20 protein-coding genes are annotated in these 22,963 nt (G+C 67.5%); 11 read left to right on the top strand and 9 right to left on the bottom strand.

Annotated features, from left to right (window positions below):
• Positions 1 to 9 precede the first annotated feature (9 nt).
• Positions 10 to 579, top strand: a complete 570-nt coding sequence (locus tag LO55_RS09555; protein WP_083415274.1) for a hypothetical protein — start codon at positions 10 to 12, stop codon at positions 577 to 579.
• Between the two features lie 220 nt (positions 580 to 799).
• Here LO55_RS09555 and LO55_RS09550 read toward each other — a convergent pair whose 3' ends face one another.
• Together LO55_RS09550 and LO55_RS09545 are read right to left on the bottom strand one after the other, a co-directional pair.
• Positions 800 to 3,412, bottom strand: a complete 2,613-nt coding sequence (locus LO55_RS09550) for an EAL domain-containing protein (protein ID WP_071361279.1) — start codon at positions 3,410 to 3,412, stop codon at positions 800 to 802.
• Positions 3,409 to 5,445 (bottom strand): sensor histidine kinase, YfiR-like protein-associated, encoded by a 2,037-nt coding sequence (locus tag LO55_RS09545; RefSeq protein WP_071361278.1) that lies wholly within the window; start codon positions 5,443 to 5,445, stop codon positions 3,409 to 3,411. The genes LO55_RS09550 and LO55_RS09545 overlap by 4 nt, the downstream gene beginning before the upstream one ends.
• Positions 5,446 to 5,754: 309 nt before the next feature.
• Between LO55_RS09545 and LO55_RS09540 the strand changes: the two genes are divergently transcribed.
• From LO55_RS09540 to LO55_RS09520, 5 genes are read left to right on the top strand one after another with little or no spacing between them, the layout of a single operon-like run.
• The gene (locus LO55_RS09540) at positions 5,755 to 6,237 is read left to right on the top strand and encodes a CinA family protein (protein WP_083415273.1); all 483 of its coding nucleotides are present in this window, start codon (positions 5,755 to 5,757) and stop codon (positions 6,235 to 6,237) included.
• An 8-nt stretch (positions 6,238 to 6,245) separates the two neighbouring features.
• Positions 6,246 to 7,187 carry a metallophosphoesterase family protein gene (locus LO55_RS09535; protein WP_071361277.1) on the top strand — a complete coding sequence of 314 codons (942 nt, stop codon included), beginning with the start codon at positions 6,246 to 6,248 and terminating at the stop codon, positions 7,185 to 7,187.
• 14 nt (positions 7,188 to 7,201) lie between these two features.
• A complete protein-coding gene (locus LO55_RS09530) occupies positions 7,202 to 10,036 on the top strand; it encodes a M16 family metallopeptidase (protein WP_071361276.1) in 2,835 nt (944 codons plus the stop codon).
• Between the two features lie 58 nt (positions 10,037 to 10,094).
• Positions 10,095 to 10,451 (top strand): ArsR/SmtB family transcription factor, encoded by a 357-nt coding sequence (locus tag LO55_RS09525; RefSeq protein ID WP_177185513.1) that lies wholly within the window; start codon positions 10,095 to 10,097, stop codon positions 10,449 to 10,451.
• Positions 10,448 to 11,434: a cation diffusion facilitator family transporter gene (locus LO55_RS09520; RefSeq protein WP_071361275.1), complete on the top strand. Its 987-nt coding sequence runs from the start codon at positions 10,448 to 10,450 to the stop codon at positions 11,432 to 11,434. Before LO55_RS09525 ends, LO55_RS09520 begins: the two co-directional genes overlap by 4 nt.
• Before the next feature lie 20 nt (positions 11,435 to 11,454).
• Here LO55_RS09520 and cysK read toward each other — a convergent pair whose 3' ends face one another.
• Genes cysK through tcdA form a run of 3 tightly spaced genes read right to left on the bottom strand, consistent with a single transcriptional unit; the run spans position 11,455 to position 13,898 of the window.
• Positions 11,455 to 12,387, bottom strand: coding sequence for a cysteine synthase A (cysK, locus tag LO55_RS09515; protein WP_071361274.1), 933 nt, complete (start codon positions 12,385 to 12,387; stop codon positions 11,455 to 11,457).
• A gap of 31 nt (positions 12,388 to 12,418) precedes the next feature.
• Positions 12,419 to 12,952, bottom strand: coding sequence for an FKBP-type peptidyl-prolyl cis-trans isomerase (locus LO55_RS09510; RefSeq protein ID WP_005665028.1), 534 nt, complete (start codon positions 12,950 to 12,952; stop codon positions 12,419 to 12,421).
• A gap of 43 nt (positions 12,953 to 12,995) precedes the next feature.
• The gene (gene tcdA / locus LO55_RS09505; protein WP_071361273.1) at positions 12,996 to 13,898 is read right to left on the bottom strand and encodes a tRNA cyclic N6-threonylcarbamoyladenosine(37) synthase TcdA; all 903 of its coding nucleotides are present in this window, start codon (positions 13,896 to 13,898) and stop codon (positions 12,996 to 12,998) included.
• 111 nt (positions 13,899 to 14,009) lie between these two features.
• Between tcdA and pdxH the strand changes: the two genes are divergently transcribed.
• Complete coding sequence (gene pdxH / locus LO55_RS25785) at positions 14,010 to 15,221, top strand: pyridoxamine 5'-phosphate oxidase (RefSeq protein WP_083415272.1); 1,212 nt, start codon at positions 14,010 to 14,012, stop codon at positions 15,219 to 15,221.
• 62 nt (positions 15,222 to 15,283) lie between these two features.
• Positions 15,284 to 16,504 carry a class I SAM-dependent methyltransferase gene (locus LO55_RS09495; protein ID WP_005665025.1) on the top strand — a complete coding sequence of 407 codons (1,221 nt, stop codon included), beginning with the start codon at positions 15,284 to 15,286 and terminating at the stop codon, positions 16,502 to 16,504.
• Positions 16,505 to 16,543: 39 nt separating this feature from the next.
• On the opposite strand, the gene msrA is transcribed toward LO55_RS09495, so the two are convergent.
• Positions 16,544 to 17,086: a peptide-methionine (S)-S-oxide reductase MsrA gene (gene msrA, locus LO55_RS09490; protein WP_005665023.1), complete on the bottom strand. Its 543-nt coding sequence runs from the start codon at positions 17,084 to 17,086 to the stop codon at positions 16,544 to 16,546.
• A gap of 145 nt (positions 17,087 to 17,231) precedes the next feature.
• Here msrA and LO55_RS09485 point away from each other — a divergent pair, with 145 nt between their 5' ends.
• Both LO55_RS09485 and LO55_RS09480 read left to right on the top strand, forming a co-directional pair.
• Positions 17,232 to 17,741, top strand: coding sequence for a flavin reductase family protein (locus tag LO55_RS09485; RefSeq protein ID WP_005665021.1), 510 nt, complete (start codon positions 17,232 to 17,234; stop codon positions 17,739 to 17,741).
• Positions 17,742 to 17,897: 156 nt separating this feature from the next.
• A complete protein-coding gene (locus LO55_RS09480) occupies positions 17,898 to 19,091 on the top strand; it encodes an acyl-CoA dehydrogenase (protein WP_071361272.1) in 1,194 nt (397 codons plus the stop codon).
• Here the strand turns inward: LO55_RS09480 and LO55_RS09475 are convergent, their stop codons facing one another.
• Positions 19,092 to 19,916: an oxygenase MpaB family protein gene (locus tag LO55_RS09475; protein ID WP_229410116.1), complete on the bottom strand. Its 825-nt coding sequence runs from the start codon at positions 19,914 to 19,916 to the stop codon at positions 19,092 to 19,094. It lies immediately after the preceding gene.
• Positions 19,917 to 20,043: 127 nt separating this feature from the next.
• Here LO55_RS09475 and LO55_RS09470 point away from each other — a divergent pair, with 127 nt between their 5' ends.
• The gene (locus LO55_RS09470; RefSeq protein WP_071361270.1) at positions 20,044 to 22,002 is read left to right on the top strand and encodes a phosphatase PAP2 family protein; all 1,959 of its coding nucleotides are present in this window, start codon (positions 20,044 to 20,046) and stop codon (positions 22,000 to 22,002) included.
• Positions 22,003 to 22,075: 73 nt separating this feature from the next.
• On the opposite strand, the gene LO55_RS09465 is transcribed toward LO55_RS09470, so the two are convergent.
• Together LO55_RS09465 and LO55_RS09460 are read right to left on the bottom strand one after the other, a co-directional pair.
• Positions 22,076 to 22,423 carry a hypothetical protein gene (locus LO55_RS09465; RefSeq protein ID WP_071361269.1) on the bottom strand — a complete coding sequence of 116 codons (348 nt, stop codon included), beginning with the start codon at positions 22,421 to 22,423 and terminating at the stop codon, positions 22,076 to 22,078.
• Between the two features lie 35 nt (positions 22,424 to 22,458).
• On the bottom strand, positions 22,459 to 22,893 hold the full coding sequence (locus LO55_RS09460) for a nuclear transport factor 2 family protein (protein WP_071361268.1): 435 nt from the start codon (positions 22,891 to 22,893) through the stop codon (positions 22,459 to 22,461).
• Between the last annotated feature and the right edge of the window lie 70 nt (positions 22,894 to 22,963).

Genomic DNA, 22,963 nt, shown 5'->3' with positions numbered 1-22,963 from the left:
GAGGACATCATGAACCACGACACCAACCTTGCCGGCGGCACCCATGAAGGCTGGCTCAAACGCTACTACTTCGTGCGCGCCGTCTTTTCCAGCGCCTGGGTGCTTGCGGTGCTGGCGGTCGCGCCGCATTCGACGCTCGCCGGCGCCGTGCTGCTGGTCGCCTATCCCGCCTGGGATGCCTTCGCCAACCTGGTCGACGCCCGCCGCAGCGGCGGACTGGCGGCGAATCGCACCCAGTTGCTGAACGTCGTCGCAAGCCTGGTCGTGGCGCTGGCGCTGGCCGTCGCCCTGCCCGACATGCACCGCGTGCTGGCCGTGTTCGGCGCCTGGGCCATCCTGTCCGGCCTGCTGCAACTGGGCACCGGCGTACGGCGCTGGAAAACCCATGGCGCCCAGTGGGCGATGGTCCTGAGCGGCGCACAGTCGGCGCTGGCCGGGGCCGTATTCATCGGACAGGCGCGCATGCCGGCCGAGCCGACGGTCGCCACCGTGGCCGGCTACGCGGGCTTCGGCGCTTTCTACTTCCTGGTCTCGGCGCTGCTCTTGCACTTCCGCCCGCGGCGCCTCAGGGCCGGCTAGCGCATGGCGCTGGAATCGCATCCCGTGGTCACGCCGCTCGGGCCGCGCTTCATCCACGGCGCGGTCGAGATCGATCAGTCGTTTCGCGCCAACCCGGGTCCAACTGCAGCAGATGCAGCAGATGTACCAATCGAATTAAGACAGACCGGCCTTGCGCACTGCGCTGCGTACGGGTTAATTTGCAAACCGCTGCTACTGCCAACAAGTAGCAAGCCAGACCCTAGGCCGCCGCCTCGCCGCGCTGGTCTTCCTCGCGCGGCGTCTTGCGGTCGTCATACGGCCCGTACGTCATCCAGTAATGCCGGAACGCGAGGCGGACATTGTCGCGCAGCTGCTGGTCGTCCCACGGCTTGGTGTAGAAGCGGTAGATCGCGCCGCGGTTGATCGAATCGAGCACCGAGTCCACCCCGGTATAGCCCGACAGGATGATGCGGATGGTCTCGGGATACATCTCCTTGACCTTGCTGAGGAACTCGGTGCCGCTCATCACCGGCATGCGCTGGTCGCACAGGATCACGTGCACGCGGTACAGCGCCAGCAATTCGAAGCCCTCGGCCGGCGACGACGCGGTCAGCACGCGGTAGCCGTCGCGCCGGAACAGGCGGTGCAGCGCGGTGAGCACGTTCGGGTCGTCGTCGACGACGAGCAGGGTCTGCACCTTGTCGTCGGCGGTCTGCTTTTCTTCGGGCTTGGCGCGGTTGGACAGCACCATCTCGGCCAGCTGGTCGGCCGGCAGCGCGCGCGAGAAATAAAAGCCCTGGATCTGGTCGCAGCGGTGGCGCCGCAGGTAGGCCATCTGGGCGCGCGTCTCGACGCCCTCGGCGATCACCTGCATGTGCAGGCTGTGCGCCATGCTGATGATGGCCAGCGCGATGGCGGCGTCGTCCGGATTGTTGACGATGTCGCGCACGAACGCGATGTCGATCTTGAGCTTGTCGATCGGGAAGCGCTTCAGGTAGGCCAGGCTCGAGTAGCCGGTGCCGAAATCGTCGATCGCGATGCGGATCCCGAGCGCCTTCAGGCGCGTGAGCACCTCGGTGGTGCGCTCGGCGTTCTGCATCAGCGCGCTTTCGGTCAGCTCCAGCTCCAGCAGTCCCGGTTCGACGTCGTGACGCGCCAGCGCGTCCTTGATCACGCCCTCCAGGTCGCCCTCGACGAACTGGCGGCTCGACACGTTCACCGCCACCCGCACGTCGCGCACGCCGGCCGCGTTCCAGGCCGCGATCTGGCGGCAGGCTTCGTCGATGATCCAGTCGCCGACCCGCACCACCAGGCCCGTCTCTTCCATCACCGGCACGAATTCGGCCGGATACACCAGGCCGTAGCCGGGGCGGTGCCAGCGCAGCAAGGCCTCGGTGCCGGCGATGCGGCCGGTGTTCAATTCCATCTTGGGCTGGAAGTGCAGCACGAACTGGGAATCTTCGAGCGCGCCGCGCAGGGCCAGCTCGAGGTCCAGGCGCGCCAGCACCTGCACGTTCATGCCGGCGGTGAAGAAGCGGTAGCCGTCGCGGCCGGCCTCCTTGGCGCGCACCATGGCGGTATCGGCGTACTTGACCAGCGCGCCCGGGTCGGTCGTGTCGTCCGGGTACATGGCGATGCCGATGCTGGCCGTCAGCGCGGCCGGCTGGCCGTGCAGGTCGAACGGTAGGCGCAGGGAATCGCGCACGTCGTTGGCCATGTTCACCGCGTCCTGCTGCTCGCGCGGCATGGTGAGGATCAGCGCGAACTCGTCGCCGCCCAGGCGGCCGACCGAATCGCGCACCTTCACGCAGCGCACCAGGCGCGTGCTGAACTGGCGCAGCAGCTCGTCGCCGCCGCGCGTGCCGAGCGTGTCGTTGATCACCTTGAAGCGGTCGAGCGTGATGCACAGGACCGCCACGCGCCAGTTCTTGTCCTGGGCCAGCTCGATGGTGTCGCGCAGGTTTTCGAAGAACAGGGTGCGGTTCGGCAGGCCGGTCAGGGCGTCGTAGCTGGCCGCATGGCGCAGGTTTTCCTGGGCCTGCAGGCGCTCGCTGATGTCGCGCGCCACCGCGATCAGCATGCGCTGCGCGGCGTACCCGACGTCCTGTTCCTGCAGCTTCCAGCTGATCTCGACCGCCACCGAGCCTTCGCCGCCGGCGCGCAGCAGCTCGGTCTCGACGATGTCGGCCTCGGACTCGGACTCGCCATCGTGGGCGGGGCCGCCGCCCAGCAGGCGTTCGAGCTGGGTGCGCGTGGCCAGGCCCAGCGCCACCGGGTCGATGCGCAGCAGCGCGTCGCGCGAAAAACCCAGCATGCGGCAGGCGCCTTCCGACACGTCGACCATCGCCATGCTGGCGGTGTCGATCAGGAACAGGGCGTCGGGCGTGGCGTCCATCGCGCCGCGAAAGCGCGCCAGTTCGGCGGTGCGCTCGCGCACCTGGCGCTCTAGCTGGCTGCCGTAGTCGATCGATTCGCGGTGCAGCAGCCGCACCTCGAGCAGGTTGCGGATGCGCGTCATCACCTCGACCGTGTCGATGGGCTTGCCGATGAAGTCGCGCGCGCCGGCTTCGAGCGCCGCCAGTTTCTTGTCCGGCTCGGCCGTCACCACCAGCACCGGCAGCCAGGAATCGCTTTCCAGCGGCTTCAGGGCTTCCATCACCTCGAAGCCGTCCATGCCCGGCATGTGCAGGTCGAGGATGATCAGGTCGAAGCGGTGCTTGAGGTGCAGCGCCACCACCTGGCGCGGATCGTAGGTGGAGCTGACGTTCTCGTAGCCGGTGGTCTTGAGAAGGTATTCGAGCAGCTGCACGTTCACCGGCTCGTCGTCGACGACGAGGATGCGCGCGCGCCGGATGTCGGACAGGGAAATCATCTGGCCTTCCTTTCGCCTGGCTGGCCCGTCCCGGGCTGCTGCGCCAGCGTACTGTTGATCGCTTCGGTGAATTTGTCGATGTCGATCGGCTTAGTGAGATAGCGGTGGAAGCCCGCCGCCATGCCGCGCTCGATGTCGCGCGGCATGGCGTTGGCTGTCAGCGCGATCACGGGGATCCAGGTGGTCTCGGGATCGGCGCGCAACTGGCGCAGCACCTCGAAGCCGCTCATCCCCGGCAGGTTCAGGTCCATCAGGATGGCGTCCGGGCGGTGCGCCTTGGCCAGCTCCAGGCCGAGGTGGCCGTCGGGGGCCGACAGCAGGCTCAGGTCGCGCCGGAAGGCGACGATTTCCTCCACCAGCCGCAGGTTGGCCGGGTTGTCCTCGACGTACAGCACCAGGTGCGGCTCGCCTTCGGCGGGCGGGGCGCTCGGCGCCGCCTGCGCCTCCGGGCCGCGCTCGGGCAGCGCCGACGCCAGCGGCGCGGTGCTGCCCAGTTCGATCGAGAACACGCTGCCCACGCCCGGGCTGCTGGTGACGCCGATCTCGCCGCCCATCAGTTCCACCAGGCGCTTGGTCACCACCAGGCCGATGCCGGTGCCTTCCTGGGCGCCGGCTTCCTGTCCCAGGCGGTTGAAGGGCTGGAACAGGTTGGCCAGCTGCTCCGGATTCAGGCCGTGGCCGGTGTCCTGCACCGACAGGCGCAGGCGCTCCGGCCCCGACTGCTCGCAGGAGACGACGACCGCGCCCTCTTCGCGGTTGTACTTGACCGCGTTCGACAACAGGTTGAGCAGCACCTGTTTCAGGCGCGTGCGGTCGGCCATCACCACCGCGCCGTCGACCGCCGGGAACAGGACGCGCACCTTGCGGGTGGCGGCGATCGGCTCGATCATGGTGCGCACTTCGAGCAGGATGTCGGCCAGCGCCACCGGTTCCATCGACAGCGTGATGGTGCCCGATTCGACCTTGGCCAGGTCGAGGATCTCGTTGATCAGGGTGAGCAGGTGGCGGCCCGACTTGAGGATGTGGTTCGCGAATTCCTTCTTCTGCTCCAGGGTCGAGGGCAGCGTGTCGGAGGTCAGGATCTGGGCGAAGCCGAGGATCGCGTTGAGCGGCGTGCGCAGCTCGTGGCTCATCGAGGACAGGAAGGCCGACTTGGCCTGGTTGGCGCTCTTCGCCTCTTCGTTGGCGTTGGCCAGTTCGGCGTTGGCCAGCGCCAGCTGCAGGGTGCGTTCGTCGACGCGCTGTTCCAGCTGCTCGTTCAGGCGCATCACTTCCTGCTGGGCGCGCGTGCGCTGCTGGGCTTCGCTCAGGATGGTGCTGTGCGAACCCTCGAGCTCGCGGGTGCGGCCCTCGATCTCGGTCAGCATGGCGTTGAAGGAGTCGGCCAGTTCGGCCGCCTCGTCGTCGCCGATGCGCGGCGCGCGGCGCGAATAGTCGCGCGTGGCCACCACCTCGCGTGCGATTTCGCTGATCGCCATGATCGGCTCGGTGATGCCGCGGCCCAGGCGCCACATGAGCAGGTAGGCGATCGCCATCGCCAGCAGGGTCACCCCGGCCGCGATCGCGAGATAGTCGATGGTGCGCGCCAGCAGGCGGTTCTCGGCGCGCAGCACGACGGTGCCCACCGTGTCGCCATTCTCGACGATGGGCTGGCGCACCACCAGTTCCGCGCTGTTTTCGCCGGGCAGGCTCGCCGCGTCCAGGCGTTGGGGAATATCGCGTGGCTCGCCGGCGGCGGCGTAGGAAGCGAACAGCTTGCCCTGGAAATCGTAGATGGCGGCGGCGCGCACCAGGGGGCTGGTGCGCAGCAGCGCCAGGTTCTCGTTGGCCAGGCGCGGATCGTCGAAGCTCAGCGCGGCGGACGTCATGTGGCCGACCAGTTCGGCCTGGGTCGAGAGGTCGTTGACCAGGGCGCGGTGGTAACTGCGCAAGTCATAGCCGATCACGATGGCGATCGAGACCAGCAGCGCGACGAACGTGGTCGTCATCACCACCGCCACCAGCTTCTTGCGGATAGAGCGCTGGCGGCTCATGCTTCCTCCACGGACCGCTCACGGGAACGCATGCGCGGCATGTAAAAGTTCTAACAAAGACGAGAAATCGATCATCCCAGCATAGCAGCACGCTTGTGCTGTGTGTCGCACGAAACATTTATCAAGCCGGGCCGGGATGAGAATGCGGCTGGCACTGTAAACGTTCGCTTGCGGTTTGGGTAGCAATTTTTGAAACTTTGGCCTGCCGTTTGCTCACCGTGCGCTCGCGCAGCGCGCTAGAATGAAGCAAGTCCGACCGGTTTCCCGACGTGGCACTCGCCCGGCCGGCGGCTTGCAAAGGAGACCCACGTGACGAACGAACTCATCGATCTTGCCCAGAAAGTCAGCGACACCCTCGGCCCCAAGAAAATGATGCTGGCCGCCGCCGAATCCTGCACCGGCGGCGGCATCGCCTACACGCTCACCGCCATCCCCGGCTCGGGCGACTGGTTCGACTGCGGCTTCGTGACCTATTCGAACACCGCCAAGAACGAGATGCTGGACGTGCCCGACGCCGTGATCGCCCAGTTCGGCGCGGTCAGCGAAGAAGTGGCCGCCGCCATGGCCGCGGGCGCCGTGGCCAACAGCAATGCCGACATCGGCGTCTCGACCACCGGCATCGCCGGCCCGACCGGCGCCGTGCCCGGCAAGCCGATCGGCACCGTGTGCTTCGGCTGGGCGCGCGGCGACCATGTCCATACCGAGCGCCTGGTATTCCCCGGCGACCGCGAGGCGGTGCGCGAGCAGGCCATCGCCCACGCGCTGCGCGGCATCCTGCGCTTCGTCGAGTAAGACCGGCGATGGCGCTGCGCTGCCCGGCCGCGGGCGCCATCCTGTTGTCGCTGGCCTGCGCAGCGCTTGGGCTGTCCCATGCAGCGCCCCATGCAGCGCCGGCCCACGCTTCATCCGCGGCGCATACGGTCTACGCGGCCGGCGACATCGCGCGCTGCAAGCATCCCGACCCGCGCTGGTCGGGCGCCGCCGCCACCGCGACCCTGGTCGAATGGGCGCTGCGCGCCGACCCCAGGGCCGTGGTGCTGACCCTGGGCGACCACACTTATCCGAATGGCACGACGCGCGAATTCGCCGACTGCTACGCCCCGACCTGGGGCCGCTTTCGCGAGCGCACCTGGCCGACGCCGGGCAACCACGAGTACAACACCAAGGACGCCCTGCCCTATTTCGACTACTTCGGTGACCGTGCGCGCGGGGTCGACGGCAATGGCTATTACAGCCTGCGCCTGGGTTCGTGGCTGCTCGTTTCGCTCAACAGCAACCTGCAAGGCGAACGGCACGCGACCCAGCTGGCGTGGCTGCGCGCCGAGCTGGAAAACAGCACCGCCTCTTGTACGCTGGCATTCTGGCACCATCCTTCCTTCAGTTCCGGCGGCCACCGCGGCCCGGGCCGCATGACCGATGCCTGGGACATCCTGCACCGGGCCGGGGCCGAGCTGGTGTTGTCCGGCCACGACCACGACTACGAGCGCTTCGCGCCCCAGGATGCCCGGGGGCGGCCGGACCGGGCGCGCGGCCTGCGCCAGTTCGTGGTCGGCACCGGCGGCGCCTACGCCACGCCTTTCCTGCGTATCCGGGATAATAGCGAGGTGCGCGAAGCCAGCTTCGACGGCGTGCTGCGTTTGCGGCTGCTGGCGGACGGCTATGAGTGGCAATTCCTGGCCGCCGAACCCGAGCGGGTGCCGGCCGGGGCGACGCTCGACCGCGGCATCGGCAGTTGTCATTGAATTACGGAGAGTATTTGAATATTTCCACCCTGATGGTCCCGGTGATGCTGGCCACGGCGTCGGCCACCACCGCGGCGTCCGGCCAGGCCCAGGAGCCGCCCCTGGCGCCCGCCTCGGCGCCGGTCCCGTCGATCGCCTTCGAAAAAACCGTGCTGCCCAACGGCCTGCAGCTGATCCTGGTCGAGGACAAGCGCCTGCCGATCGTGGCCGTCAACCTGTGGTACCACGTGGGCCCGGCCAACGAGGCGCCCGGCCTGACCGGCTTCGCCCACCTGTTCGAGCACATGATGTTCGCGGCCACCCGCCACATCCCGCGCGGCGAGGCCGACCGCCTGCTCGAAGGCGCCGGCGCGACCGACAGCAATGGCGGCACCGGCTTCGACAGCACCAGCTACTACGACACGGTGCCGAGCAACCAGCTCGAGCTGGCGCTGTGGGTGCATGCCGACCGCATGGGCTACCTGCTGGACGTGCTCGACCAGCAGGCCTTGAGCAACCAGCAGGACGTGGTGCGCAACGAACGCCGCCAGACCGTCGAGGGCGAGCCGTATGGCCTCGTCGAGGAAGCGCTGCTGCAGACGCTGTTCCCCAAGGGCCACCCGTATGCGGCCTCGATCATCGGCTCGCACGCCGACATCCAGGGCGCGCGGCTGGAAGACGTGCGCGCATTCTTCACCGACTACTATGGCCCCAACAACGCCAGCCTGGTGATCGCCGGCGACATCGACAAGGGCAAGACGCGCGAACTGGTGCAGCGCTACTTCGGCAGCCTGCGGCGCGGGCCGGACGTCGTGCGTCCCAGGGTGGTCACGCCCCCGATCACGGCCGAGCGCCGCGTCGTGGTGCGCGACCGGGTCGAGCTGCCGCGCGTGTTCATGGGCTGGCTGACGCCGGCCGCCTACCAGCCGGGCGACGCCGAGCTGGCGGTGGCCGCCACCATCCTCGGCGGCGGCAAGTCGAGCCGCCTGTACAAATCGCTGGTGTACGAACGCCAGATCGCGCAAGACGTGTCGAGCACCCAGACTTCGCTGGCCTTGGGCTCGACCTTCGTGGTCGACGTCACCGCGCGCGCCGGCCACACGCCGCAGGAACTGGAAGCGGCGATCGACGCCGAGCTGGAGCGTCTGCGCAAGGACGGCCCGACCGAACGCGAAGTGGAACGCGCCCGCAACAGCCTGGAAACGGCCCTGCTGGCGTCGCTCGAAAAACTCGGCGGCGACGGCCTGGCCGAGCAGCTCAACCACTACAACCTGTACACGGGCGACCCGGGCTACCTGGCCAGGGACCTGGCGCGCCTGCGCGCCATCGACGCCGCCGCCGTGCAGCGCGCGGTGCAGGCCTGGCTCAAGCCGGACGCGCGCGCCGTGGTGACCGGCGTGCCCGGCAAGCCGAAGGTCGACGATCCGCGCGCGCCCAAGGCGCCCAGGGCGGCGGCGCCGCAGTCCGCCCAGGCTGCGCTCAACGATGCCGAGCCGTGGCGCGCGACGCCGCCCGTGGCCGGTCCCACGCCGAAGGTGAAGCTGCCGCGCGGAGAGACCTTCAAGCTCAGGAACGGCCTCACCGTGATCCACCACCACAATCCGGCGCTGCCGCTGGTCTCGAGCCAGCTGGTGGTGAAAAGCGGCGGCGCGGCCAATCCGGTCGAGCTGCCCGGCCTGGCCGGCTTCACGGCCCAGATGCTGGAAGAAGGCACGGCCACGCGCAGCGCCCTGGACATCGCGGACGAGATCGCGCAACTGGGCGCCTTCATGGACACCGGCAGCAGCGACGACGTCTCGACCGTGTCGCTGCTGGCCCTGCGCGCGACCTTCGCGCGCGCACTCGAGGTGGTGGCCGACATCGTCCAGCATCCGTCGTTCCCGGCGGCCGAGATCGAGCGCCAGCGGCAGGACCGCCTGGGCTCCCTGACGCAGCAGCGCGACGACCCCGAGACGGTGGCGGCGCTGGCGGCGGCGGGCGCCCTGTTCGGCAGCGGCCATCCGAAGGCCCATGGCCAGCTGGGGTTGGAAGGCGCGATCCGCGCCACCACGCGCGCGGACATCGCCGGCTTCTGGAAGCGCCACTACGTGCCGTCCAATGCGGCGCTGGTGGTCACCGGCGACATCACGCGCGCCGAGCTGGAAGCGCTGGCCGAGGCGCAGTTCGGCGCCTGGCCGGCCGCCGCCGCGCCCGAGGTGAAGCCGGCCGAGACCCGGCCCACGCCGGCGCGCCTGGTGCTGGTCGACCAGCCGGACGCAGGTCAAACGGCGCTGCAGGTGGCGTGCATGGGACCCGCGCGCGACACGCCCGACTTCCCGGCACTGCAGGTGATGAACGGCGCGCTGGGCGGCATGTTCTCGAGCCGCCTGAACAACAACCTGCGCGAAACCAGGGGTTATACCTACGGCATCTACTCGCACTTCGACTACGACCGCACCCCGGCGCCGTTCTCGGTCGAGGCCAGCGTGCAGCAGGACGCCACCGGAGAGTCGGTGCGCGAGATCCTGCGCGAGATCGCGGCCATGCGCGAACAACCCTTGTCGCAGGCCGAACTCGACGCGGCGCGCAACGCCCAGCTGCTGTCGCTGCCGGGCCAGTTCGAGACCAATGCCGACATCGGCGCCAGCCTGACCGAGTTGTTCGTGTATGGCCTGGCGCCGGATTACTACGACAGTCTGGCGCGGCAGCTGGCGCAGGTCGGCATGGAAGACGTGCAGCGAGTCGCGCGGGAGTATCTCGATCCGGAGCGGATGATCGTGGTGGCGGTCGGCGAGCGGCGCAAGATCCTGCCGCAGCTGCAGAAGCTCGGGCTGGGGCAGCTCGAAGAGCGCGACGACGACGGTCAGCCGATCGACAGGAAACGACACTGAACACGACCGCGCTTGCCGGGCGCGGTTGTTTTCGCCTAACATATGAACATCTATTCACATGTTAGAGCCACCCTTGACGACCGCACACCCGCCCGCCCAGCCCATCGCCCCGCCGCCCGAGGAAGCGATCGGCCAGCTGGCCGACCTGTTCCACCTGCTGGGCGACCCGACCCGGCTGCGCATCGTGCTGGCTTGCCTGGCCCAGCCGACGGCGGTGGGCGATATCGCGTCCAGCCTGACGCTGTCCAACTCCCTGGTCAGCCACCACCTGCGCCTGCTGCGCGCGGCCCGCATCGTCAAGGCCGAGCGCCAGGGCAAGCAGGTCTTCTATTCGGCTGCCGACGCCCACATCAGCAGCCTGCTCTCCACCATGTTCGAACACATCGCCGAACCCGCCAACGGAATGGACGCATGAACCACGCACACGACCACCAGCACGGACACGCTCATCACGACCACGACCACGGTCACGATCACGGCCATTCCCATGGCTTCGGGCACCATCACCACCACATGCCCTCGCCCGACGGCCACGGCCGCGCCTTCGCCCTGGCGATCGGCCTGAACCTGGCCTTCGTCATCGTCGAGTTCACCTACGGCTTCATCGCCCACTCCACCGCGCTGATGGCCGACGCCGGCCACAACCTGTCCGACGTGCTGGGCCTGATGCTGGCCTGGGGCGCCGCCCTGCTGGCCAAGAGCGCGCCCAAGGGCCGCTACACCTATGGCCTGCGCGGCTCGTCGATCCTGGCGGCGCTGGGCAACGGCCTGCTGCTGATGGTGGCCTGCGGCGCCATCGCCTGGGAAGCGGTGCAGCGCATCGCCGAGCCGGCGCCGGTGGCCGGCGCCACGGTCTCGATCGTGGCCGCCATTGGCGTCGTCATCAACGGCTTCTCGGCCTGGCTGTTTTTAGCCGGCAGCAAGGGCGACCTGAACATCCGCGGCGCCTACCTGCACATGGCGGCCGACGCCGCGCTGTCGCTGGGCGTGGTCATCTCGGGCCTGGCGATCATGTATTCGGGCTGGACCTGGATCGATCCGATCGTGAGCCTGGGGATCGTGGTAGTGATCGTGATCGGCACCTGGTCGCTGCTGCGCGAGTCGGTGCAGCTGTCGATGGCGGCCGTGCCGCCGAACGTCGACGCCGGCAAGGTGCAGGCCTTCCTGGCCGGCCAGCCCGGCGTGACCGAGGTCCATGACCTGCATATCTGGGCCATGAGCACGACCGAGACCGCGCTCACCGCCCACCTGGTGATCCCGGGCGGCTATCCGGGCGACGCGGCGCTCGACGCCATTGAGCACACGCTGCGCAAGGACTATGCGATCCACCATTGCACGCTGCAGGTGGAACAGGGAACGATCCACCACCATTGCACCTTGCAGGGCCACGCGCACTGACCAGGACGCGTTGAAGACGATTATCCCGCCAGATTGGCGTACAAGGCCGTGCTGAGGTAACGCTCGCCGAACGAGGGAATGATGACGACGATCAGCTTGCCCGCGTTCTCCGGCCGGCGCGCCACCTGGATCGCGGCCCACAGCGCCGCGCCCGACGAGATGCCGACCAGCAGCCCCTCCTCGCGCGCTGCGGCGCGCGCCGTCTCGAAGGCATCCTCGTTCTTCACGCAAATGACTTCGTCGTAGGACGCGGTATTCAGGACCTGCGGCACGAAGCCGGCCCCGATGCCCTGGATCGGGTGCGGGCCCTTGGTGCCTTTCGACAGCATCGGCGACGCCTCGGGCTCCACGGCGATCGCCTGGAAGCCGGGCCGGCGCTGCTTGATGATCTCGCTGACGCCGGTGATGGTGCCGCCGGTGCCGACGCCCGCGACCAGGATGTCGATCTTGCCATCGGTGTCGCGCCAGATTTCCTCGGCCGTGGTGCGGCGGTGCACCTCGGGGTTGGCGGGATTGTTGAATTGCTGCGGCATGAAGGCGCGCGGATCGTTCGCGACGATCTCTTCGGCGCGCCGGATCGCGCCCAGCATGCCCTCGCTGCCGGGCGTGAGCACCAGCTCGGCGCCGTAGGCGCGCAGCAGCATGCGCCGCTCGTTGCTCATGGTCTCGGGCATTACCAGCTTGCAGCGGTAGCCGCGCGCCGCGCACACCATCGCCAGCGCGATGCCGGTGTTGCCGCTGGTGGGCTCGACGACCGTGGTGTCGGGGGTGATGAGGCCGGCCGCCTCGGCGGCCTCGATCATGGCCAGGCCGATGCGGTCCTTGACGCTGTGCGCGGGATTGTGGAATTCGAGCTTGCCGACCAGGTCGGCCTTGCTCTCCATCGCCAGCTTGCGGATGCGCACCAGCGGGGTATTGCCAATCAGTTCAGTGACATCGTTCGCGATTCTCATGCCGCCTCCCGTTGTCGAACAAATTTTGACGTTATCGGACGTCCAGCAGTTCCACGTCGAAGATCAGGTCGGAATCGGGCGGGATCACGCCGCCGCCCGCGCCGCGCTTGCCGTAGGCCAGCGCGCTCGGGATGATCAGGGTGCGCTTGCCGCCGACCTTCATGCCGGCCACGCCCTGCTCCCAGCCCTTGATGACGCGGCCCGCGCCGAGCTGGAACTCGAGCGGCTCGCGGCCTGGCTCGAGCGAGGAGTCGAACTTGCGGCCGCGCTGCTGCCGGGCCAGCGGCTTGTGGAACCAGCCGGAGTAGTTGACCACGACATTGCTGCCCAGCGTCGCTTCCTTGCCGGTGCCGACCACGCGGTCGACGATCTCGACCTGGGGCGCCGGGGCCTCGGCCACCGGCGCCGGGACCTGGTTGTCAGGCGGCGCGACCGGCGGCGTGCTCGACTGCTGCACGTCCGGCGGCGGCTGGGTGGTCGGCTTGCTGGCGTCCTGCGCGCCTTCCTGCGCCTGGACGCTCGCGGCGGCCAGCAGCAGTGCAATGAATGCGGATCGACGAATCATGAGTGCTCTTCCAAGAATAGGCAACCGGACGGTTGCAACAATCTTATGATAACAAGGCCGCTTCGGCTTGCACAGTTTGCCCTGCCGGGACCGCACTGGCCTCCAGGGCCGCCTCTGCAGCCTTGGCGGCAACCGCCGCCTCAGCCAGCCGGCGCAGCACCTGGCCGGCCGTCACCATGCCGAAGGTCGCGGTGACGACCATGCTCGAACCGAAACCGGCGCAGTTCAGACCCGTGATGCTGTTCGGATCGACCGCGCAGGCATCGCCAGCATCGGGATAGCGCAGCGGTTCCATCGAGAACACGGCGTCGATATGGTATTTCTGCTTTTCGCCGCGCGAAAAGCCGTATTGCGCGCGCAGGATCTTGCGCACTTTCTTGAGCAGCGGTTCTTGCTCGGTGCGGGCCAGGTCGCGGATCTCGACCTTGGTCGGATCGATCTGGCCGCCCGCGCCGCCCACCACCACCAGCGGCATCTTGTTGGCGCTGCACCAGGCGATCAGGGCCGCCTTCGGTTTCACGCTGTCGATCGCGTCGACGACATAATCGAAATTCTTGTCGGCGATCATTGCCGGGATATTCTCGACGTCGATAAAATCCTCGACCAGCGTGACCTGGCAGAACGGATTGATCTGGGCGATGCGTTGCTTGAGCGCCTCGATCTTGGCCATGCCGACGGTCGACGACAGCGCCTGGATCTGGCGGTTGATGTTCGACTCGGCCACATTGTCGAGGTCGATCAGGGTCAGGTGGCCGACCGCGCTGCGCGCCAGCGCCTCGACCACCCACGAGCCGACGCCGCCGACGCCGATCACGCAGACGTGCGCCGCGCGGAAACGTTCCAGCGCACGCTCACCGTACAGGCGTGCGATGCCGCCGAAGCGGCGCGCAAAGTCGACTTCTTCGTCCAACGTTGCCGAAAAGAGCTGAGTGTTGATCTGGTTCATCCCAATATTGTAGCGGACAGCACTTTCGCATCTGCACTAAAATACCTCTTAGATAACCAAATAGTGGTGCGCCAAACTTGTCGCGTGTCACTAAAATGCCACTGGATTGCCATGAGCTCGCTGCTGCCCGACACCGCCCCCGATTTCGATCAACCGATCGCCGTGCTCAAGCATTGCCACGGACGCATCCGCAAGCAGCTCGCGACCCTAGAAAAGCTGCTGGCGCACCTGCCCCAGCACGGCGCCGACGACCAGGCGCGCGAAGCGGCGGGCGCGGTGCTGCGCTATTTCGACAAGGCCGCCCACCTGCACCACGACGACGAAGAGCAAGACCTGATCCCGATGCTGCGCGCCACCGCCCAGGGCGACGACGCCGCCATCCTGCAGGCGCTGGCGCCGACCATCCTGCAAGACCACAAGGATATGGACGCGCTGTGGCAAGACCTGCACGAGCAGCTGACCGCCATTGCCGAAGGCACGGGCACGGTGCTGTCGGAAAGCCAGGTGCGGCGCTTCGTGGCCAGCTATACCTCCCATATGGAGCGCGAGGAAAGCAATATTGCGCCGATGGCGCTGCGCCTGTTCTCGCCGGAGCAGATGGCGCGCCTGGGCCAGGCCATGCAGCTGCGGCGCGGCATCGCCGCATCGGGAACACCTGCGACTACGCCGCTGTCACCGGCCCTGGGCCAGGCCGTGGCCGATCTGCGCAAGGACTACGGCCAGGCCAGCCTCGACGAAGCCGACGTGCTGGACGACCCGATCGACCAGTTCACGGCGTGGTTCGAGCAGGCCCTGAAGGCCGAGGTCAACGAACCCAACGCAATGTCGCTGTCCACCGTGGCCGCCAATGGCCGCCCGAGCTCGCGCATCGTGCTGGTCAAGCAATTCGATGCGCGCGGCTTCTCGTGGTACACGAATTACGACAGCAAGAAGGGTTCGGATTTGCGCGAAAACAGTGTCGCCGCATTGCTGTTCTTCTGGAGCGAACTCGAACGCCAGGTACGCATCGAAGGTCGTGTGGAGCGCACGACGCCTGACGAAAGCGACCGTTATTTCCGCAGCCGTCCGCTCAAGAGCCGGCTGTCGGCGATCGCCTCGCATCAGAGCGCGCCGATCGCCAGCCGTGCGCAACTCGAACAGAACTACGACGTCGTGGCGCAGGGGGCCGGCGAGGATCCGGCGCGTCCCGACAACTGGGGCGGCTACCGCCTGATCCCCGACCGTATCGAATTCTGGCAAGGCCGGCGTTCGCGCTTCCATGACCGCATCGTCTACGAGCGGCGGGAAGACGGCGGCTGGACGCGCCAGCGTTTGCAACCGTAGTTTGCAACCGTAACCGGCCAGGAGCCGCGGCCGGCTACGCCTTTGATAAAAAGGGGTGGACCGTGTTCGATCAGATCAAGCTGTCGGCCTGGCAAGCAGGCCTGCGCGGCAAATTGCCGCAACTGTCACTGCCGCTGCGCGTGGAGCTGTGGAACGGTGAACGCATCGACCTGTCGCCCGATCCGCCACGGGTCACCATCCGCATCCCCGGCCCCGCCGCGCTGCGCTACCTGCGCTCCCCTTCCCTGTACAGCCTGGGCCGCGCCTACGTCGAAGGCGCGATCGAGGTGATGGGGCGTGCGGCCGACATCATCGCCATCGGCAATGCGCTGGCGGCGTCCGGCGCGGCCGACACGAGGCGCGGCCGCCTGGCCGATGCGCTGGGCTTCCGGAAAAACCACACGCGCGAATCCGACCGCGACGCGATCCGCTACCACTACGACGTCTCCAACGAGTTCTACGCCGCCTGGCTCGATCCCGGCATGGTGTATTCCTGCGCCTACTTCGAGGGAGGCGACGAAGACCTGGCCACCGCGCAGGTCAAGAAGATCGACCACATCCTGCGCAAGATCGACCTGCGTCCCGGCCAGACCCTGCTCGACATCGGCTGCGGCTGGGGGGCGCTGGCGCTGCGCGCGGCCGAAAAATTCGGCGCGCGCTGCGTGGGCATCACGCTGTCCGAAAACCAGGCCGCGCTGGCGCGCGAACGGGTAGCAAAAGCCGGGCTGCAAGACCGGATCGAGATCCGGCTGCAGGACTACCGCGACGTCGACGGCCGCTTCGAGCGCATCACCAGCGTGGGCATGTTCGAGCACGTCGGCGTGCAGCACCTGAAGGATTATTTCGCGCGGGTCGCCGACCTGCTGGCCCCTGGCGGCGTGGCAATGAATCACGGGATCACCACCACCGACGTCGACAATGGCGCGACGCCCTACGGCGGTGGCCAGTTCATCGACGAATACGTGTTCCCGCAGGGAGAATTGGCGCACCTGGCCACCGTGGTGCGGGCGATGCAGGAAGGCGGCCTGGAAGTGCGCGACGTGGAAAACCTGCGCCGCCACTACGCCCATACCTGCGCGCTCTGGACCGACAATTTCGAGAGCAATGCGGCCCACATCCGCACCCTGACCGATCCGAAGCGCTTCCGCATCTGGCACGTGTACCTGGCCGGCTGCGCCTACGCCTTCGCCCACGACCGGATCAGCCTGTACCAGATCGTGTGCGGCAAGACGGGAAGCGACGTGGCGCAGCTGCCGTGGTCGAGGAGGTATATGTATGCCTGAATGTCTGCCTGAATGTCTGCCTGAGTCCCTGCCCGACCATCAGGCCTTCAGGCGATCCGTGAAGGTCTTGCGGAACTTGGCCACCTTCGGCGCCACCACGAAGGCGCAATAGCCCTGCAGCGGGTGCTGGGCGAAATAGTTCTGGTGATAGTCCTCGGCCTTGTACCAGGTTTCCTGGGGCTTGACCTCGGTGACGATCGGCGCATCCCACACCAGGCCCATCTCGCCGATCACCTTGTGCGCGATCTCGGCCTGTTCCGGCGAGGTGGTAAAGATCACCGAGCGGTACTGCGTGCCGACGTCATTGCCCTGGCGGTTCAGGGTGGTCGGGTCGTGGATGGTGAAAAAGATCTCGAGGATGTCGCGGTAGCTGATCACGGCAGGATCGAATTCGAGACGCACCACCTCGGCGTGGCCGGTGGCGCCGCCGCACACCGCCTCATAGGTCGGATGGTCGACCTGGCCGCCCATATAGCCGGATTCGACGCGGGTGACGCCGCGCGCCTCGAGGTAAACCGCTTCGACGCACCAGAAGCATCCTCCGCCGAGGATGGCGACTTCGGCTGCTTTTTGCTCACTCATAGTTCACCTTGGCATTTGTCAGATTAGATATCCTTTAATGTAGCGCAAAGTGCCCCATCCTGCATCGAACTGCCTGCATAGCGGCCAGCTCGCGGCAAGGACTCCCCCGACGATGGCATAATGAGCGCCAACGTTCAGGAATCGCATGAATACACTTTCCGCCCGCGCCACGACGCGCGGCTTCGATACAACACATTTCCGCCATGCCCTGTCGCAATTCGCGACCGGCGTGACCGTCATTACCACGCGCCTGGCCGACGGCAGCTTCCGCGGCCTGACCGCCAGCTCCTTCAATTCGGTCTCGCTCGACCCACCGCTGGTGTTGTGGAGCCTGGGCGCCGGCGCCAACAGCCTGCCCATTTTCAGCGGCAACTCGCACTACGTGATCAATGTGCTGTCGGCCGGCCAGCAAGAACTGGCGCTGCGCTTCTCGCGCCGCACCGAGAATCCGTTCGAGGGCGTCGAGTACGAACTGTCGCGCACCGGCCTGCCGATCCTGAAAGGCGTGTCGGCGTGGTTCGAATGCCACAACCGCAGCCGCTATCCCGAAGGCGACCATGTCATCTTCGTCGGCGAGGTCGAGGAGTGCCAAGTCCATCCGCAATCGGCGCTGATCTTCCACGGCGGCAAGTTCGGCAGCACGGCGCCGCGCTGACCTTGTCAGCTTGCCGTCAGCACGGCAGGATGCATCGATAAAAAATGAAAATGCCTGTCGCAGTTTCAAAAGATGCGGGTGCGGCACGTTTCTATAATGTTCAGGCGCGCCGCGCGTGCTACCGACCAAACTAGAACTTAGAGACAGGATTTTGCGATGACCCGTACCGACTCGTCCAAGAAAGCTTCTTTCCACTGGGATGACCCGCTGCTGCTGAACAGCCAGCTGACTGACGACGAGCGCATGGTGCGCGACGCGGCGGCGGCCTATTGCCAGGACAAGCTGCAGCCGCGCATTCTCGAGGCCTTCCGCCACGAGACCATGGACGTCTCGATCTTCCGCGAAATGGGCGAGCTGGGCCTGCTGGGCCCGACCATTCCCGAGCAGTACGGCGGCCCCGGCCTCAACTACGTCGCCTATGGCCTGATCGCGCGCGAAGTCGAGCGCGTCGACTCCGGCTACCGCTCGATGATGAGCGTGCAATCCTCGCTGGTGATGGTGCCGATCTTTGAATTCGGCAATGAGGAAACGCGCCAGAAATACCTGCCGAAGCTGGCCACCGGCGAATGGATCGGCTGCTTCGGCCTGACCGAACCCAACCACGGCTCGGACCCGGCCTCGATGGTCACCCGCGCACGCAAGGTGGACGGCGGTTACAGCCTCACCGGCAGCAAGATGTGGATCACCAACTCGCCGGTCGCCGACGTGTTCGTGGTGTGGGCCAAGGACGACGAAGGCGCGATCCGCGGCTTCGTGCTCGAGAAGGGCTGGAAAGGCCTGTCGGCGCCGGCGATCCACGGCAAGTTCGGCCTGCGCGCCTCGGTCACCGGCGAAATCGTCATGGACAATGTGTTCTGCCCGGAAGAAAACGCCTTCCCGGAGGTGCGCGGCCTGAAGGGCCCGTTCACCTGCCTGAACTCGGCGCGCTACGGCATCGCCTGGGGCGCGCTGGGCGCGGCCGAAGACTGCTGGCACACCGCGCGCCGGTACACGATGGACCGCACCCAGTTCGGCAAACCCCTGGCGGCGAACCAGCTGGTGCAGAAGAAGCTGGCCGACATGCAGACCGAGATCACCCTCGGCCTGCAAGGGTGCCTGCGCCTGGGCCGCATGAAGGACGAAGGCACGGCGGCGGTCGAGATCACCTCGATCATGAAGCGCAACTCGTGCGGCAAGGCGCTGGACATCGCCCGCGTCGCGCGCGACATGCTGGGCGGTAACGGCATCTCGGACGAGTTCGGCATCATCCGCCACATGGTCAACCTCGAGGTGGTCAACACCTATGAAGGCACGCACGACATCCACGCCCTGATCCTGGGCCGCGCCCAGACCGGCATCGCGGCGTTCTGATCAACGTTGGGCGACGCGCCGCGCGGCCTGGGCCTGCGGCGTGTCGCCCAGCGGCGCCAGCGCGGCGCCCCGCGCCAGGGCGCGCACCAGCGCCGCTTCGCCGAAACGCAGTCCCCGCCCGCGCAGCTGCGGCAGCGAGCGCACCGGCTCGGGCGTGATCTCCACCGCGGCGCGCACCAGCAGGCGCTGCAATGGACGCAAAGGCGCCGGCACGATGGGGGCCGCGCCCATGATCCGCATGAAATCCGCGAGGATGCCTGATCCTTCCAGCCCTGGCGCGGCCTGCGCGAGCATCGTCTCCCATTCCAGCCATGAACGCGGTGCGCCGGTCGCGCCATACAGGCGCGCTGCCGGCTCCGATTCGGCGAAGGCGGCGTCCTTCTCGACAGCGGACAGCGGCCGGACGTAGCGGTGATAGGCCTCGGTGAACCCGAACGAGGCGGTCGCCTGCACCCAGTCGAGCAGGCGCGGATCGTTGGCGTGGTAGGCGCGGCCGTCGGGCGTGCGGCCCTCGACCCGCCCGTGCATGCGCACCACGCGCGCGATCATCTTCTCGGCCTCTGAGCGGGGGCCATACACCGTCATCATCGCCGCGAAGCCGGTACGGCGCAGGCGCGTGCCCGGATCGCGCTGGAAGCTGCTGTGGTCCCATACGCCCGAGCGCACCGACGGCTCGGCCAGTTCGAGCAGCACCGCCGTCATCCCGCCCACGAACAGGGCGACCGGGTTGGCGAAGACCTGCCACGCAATGCCGTCATGCGGCGCCAGCGCCGGCTCGCCCGCGGGCTGGCTGAAATCGCAGGCCATGCCCGCAGGCGCTTGCATCAAGTCCCGTACCGCATTCAACATCGCTGCCTCTCCTCTGATGCCCAGGTTCGTCACGAAGACGTCACAAGGCATTCATATCATCCCTTCACTTTTTCTGCCTCACAATCCATTGAAGGGTTAGCCCATGCATTACGCCAGTCCACTGCGCCGCCTTCCGCTCGCCATCGCCATCGGCGCCATCCTCGCCCTGAGCGCCTGCGGCGGTTCCGATCACCATGACGATGCCGACGTCGTCGTCGTCCTTCCATCGGCGCCGGCCGACCAGGGCGCGGCCGATACCGCGCCGGTCCCGGCCGTCACGGCCTTCGTGGACACCGTCGCCACCAACCAGCGCGGCGACGCCCGCTACGCCACCCTGGGCACGAATGCCGGCGTGCGCGTGCTTGGCGGCATGCTCGACGTCTGGAAGCCACTCACGGAAATCGTCGACGCCGGCCAGGCCGCCCCGGCCGTGGAAGGCTTCCCTGCCGTCGTCGCCTCGAGCTGGACCGGCTTGCCGAACGACGGCACGCCCGGCGGCACGGTCGTCAACGCACAAGTCCACAACGCGAACATCGACTACGTGGTCAGGGCCACCGCGAGCCGCACGCCCGAGCAGACCTTGCTGGCCTACCTCGACGACCGGCGCGGCAAGGGCTACAGCACCGCCAGCGGCATGGGCCCACTCACCGACGCCTGGCGCAGCGCCGCGCGCCAGACCACCACCATCAACGACATGCCGCAGGACGCCATCACCGTCAAGTACGAGGACGGCGGCAACAACAACGGCGTCGGCGGCGACGCCAATCCCGAGTTCGGCAAGGTGATCGACCTGGTCAACGCGATGGGCGCCAACGGCTCGACCGAGCCGGCCAAGCGCTTCTACAAGTACGCGCGGCCGTACCGCTGGAGCAGCGCGGTGCAGGTGGTGCCGCAGCTGGAGCCGGCCAAGAGTTCGACGCCGGGCACCGACGGCGGCTTCACCAGCGGCCACTCGGCGGAAGCGACCCGCAACGCCGTGGCCATGGCCTATGTGGTGCCGGAACGCTTCCAGGAACTGGTCGGCCGCGGCCTGGAGCTCGGCGAAAGCCGCATCCTGGCCGGCATGCATTCGCCGCTGGACGTGATCAGCGGCCGCGTGCAGGCTCAGGCCGTCGCCGCGGCCAACCTGATCGCCGCCGGCGCCACCACCCGCGCCGCCGCCCGCGCCCAGGCGCAAACGACGCTGATGAAGCTGACCAGCACGACGCCGGCCACCTTCGCGAACTACGCCGCCTCGGGCCTACCTGCCAATGACCGCTTCGCCGACTACGCGACCAGCAAGGCCAATTACCTGCGCCGCATGACCTATGGCCTGCCGCAGATCGGATCGGCCACCGCGCCGGCGGTGGTGCCGAAAGGCGCCGAGGTGATGCTGGAAACCCGCCTGCCGTACCTGAGCGAGGCGCAGCGCCGGGTGGTGCTCAAGACGACGGCGATCCCTTCCGGCTACCCGGTGCTGGACGATCCTGAAGGCTGGGGCCGCCTCAATCTGTTTGCCGCAGCCGAGGGTTATGCCGTCTTCACCGGCAACGTGGTGGTGAACATGGACGCAAGCAAGGGCGGCTTCCATGCCGTCGACCGCTGGCGCAACGACATCTCGGGCAGCGGCAAGCTGGTCAAGCAAGGCAGCGGCGTGCTGAAGCTGGGCGGCAGGAACAGCTGGAGCGGCGGCGCCCAGGTCGAGGGCGGCACGCTCGAAGCGCTGTCGATGACCGCCTTGGGCACCGGCGAGGTGTATGTCGCCGGCGGCGCCACGGTGGTCAACAATACGGCGGGCACGCTGGCGCTGGCGAAGGGATACACCCAGCTCGCGGGCGCCGCGCTCGAAATGCGCGTCGGCGCGGTGACCCACGGCCACCTGAGCGTCAGCGGCGCGGTGACGATCGGCGGCGGCACGCTGCGCATCGTGTTCCAGAACGGCTACAAGCCGGCGGCCGGCGCGACGCTGAAGGTCATCACCGCGGGTAGCCTGAAGGGCAAGTTCGAGACCATCACCGTCGAGGGCTACACGGTGACGCCGACCTATACCGACACCGGGCTGGAACTGCGCCTGGGCGCATGATGGCGTGGGCGCGTGAGATCGTGACGCCGATGTAGAAAGGGCCGGGAGCGATCCCGGCCCTTTTCAGTCTGGCTTATTCGTCGAAGTCTTCGGCCAGGTTCTTCCAGCCGCGGCTCTTGGCGAAGGCCGCGAATTCCTCGGGCGCTTCGAGCACGATCAGGCGGCTTTCCTGCAGGCCCGGATCGCTGTGGCCGAAGTCCGGCCCCTTGTAGCCGACCGCGCGCAGGCGGTCGACGATCTGGCGCACCAGGACCGTGTCCTTGTAGGCGCCCGGTTCGAGCTTGGCCGCGAACTTCACGTACACGTCAATGATCCCGTAGCCCTCGTCGAAGATGGTGATGTTCTTCACGTCGAGGGTACGGCCTTGCCCATCCTTGGCCTGGAAGGCGCCGGACAGTTCGATATCGGATTCGGTAGTCATGGCGCCAGCATATCACCGGCGCGCAGGGCGCGGCGTCAGTGATCGTAACTGAGCACGCGCAGCAGCTTCCACGCGCCCTCTTCGCGCGCCCAGACCATCGAGAAGCGGTAGACGCTGCAGCTTTCGGGCTCGCTGGGAGAGGGCTTGTTGCAGAAGCGGTGCTTGCCGATATGCATGGCATGCTCCGGCCCGGACGGGAAGACCTCGAAGGTGTCGAGCAAGGCTTCGCGCCGGATCCGGTTCGGCGCCGCGAAATTCCTTTCGAAGACGGCGATATTCTCGTCGTAGCCGGTCACGCCGCCGCGATCGTGATAGAACTCGAGGCGCCGGCTGAAGCCTTCCTTCATCGGCCCGATATCACGCGCGTTCAGGCCGCCGAACAGGCGCGCGTCGGCGGCCGTGATCTCGGCCGCCAGGCGCGCCCGGTCCGGGCTCTCGTCGGCGCCCACCGCCATGGCGCTTGCCGCCATCAGACATGCCGTAATCCATCCCTTGTTCATGTTCACCCCCGCTCCCTGGATGAGTGCACTATGCCAGCCG

Origin of the sequence: Massilia timonae (assembly GCF_001866515.1) — a bacterium.
Taxonomy (GTDB): Bacteria; Pseudomonadota; Gammaproteobacteria; order Burkholderiales; family Burkholderiaceae_D; genus Telluria; species Telluria timonae.
The sequence above is the reverse complement of the archived record's forward strand: the minus strand, read 5'-3'. Positions and strand labels throughout refer to the sequence as shown.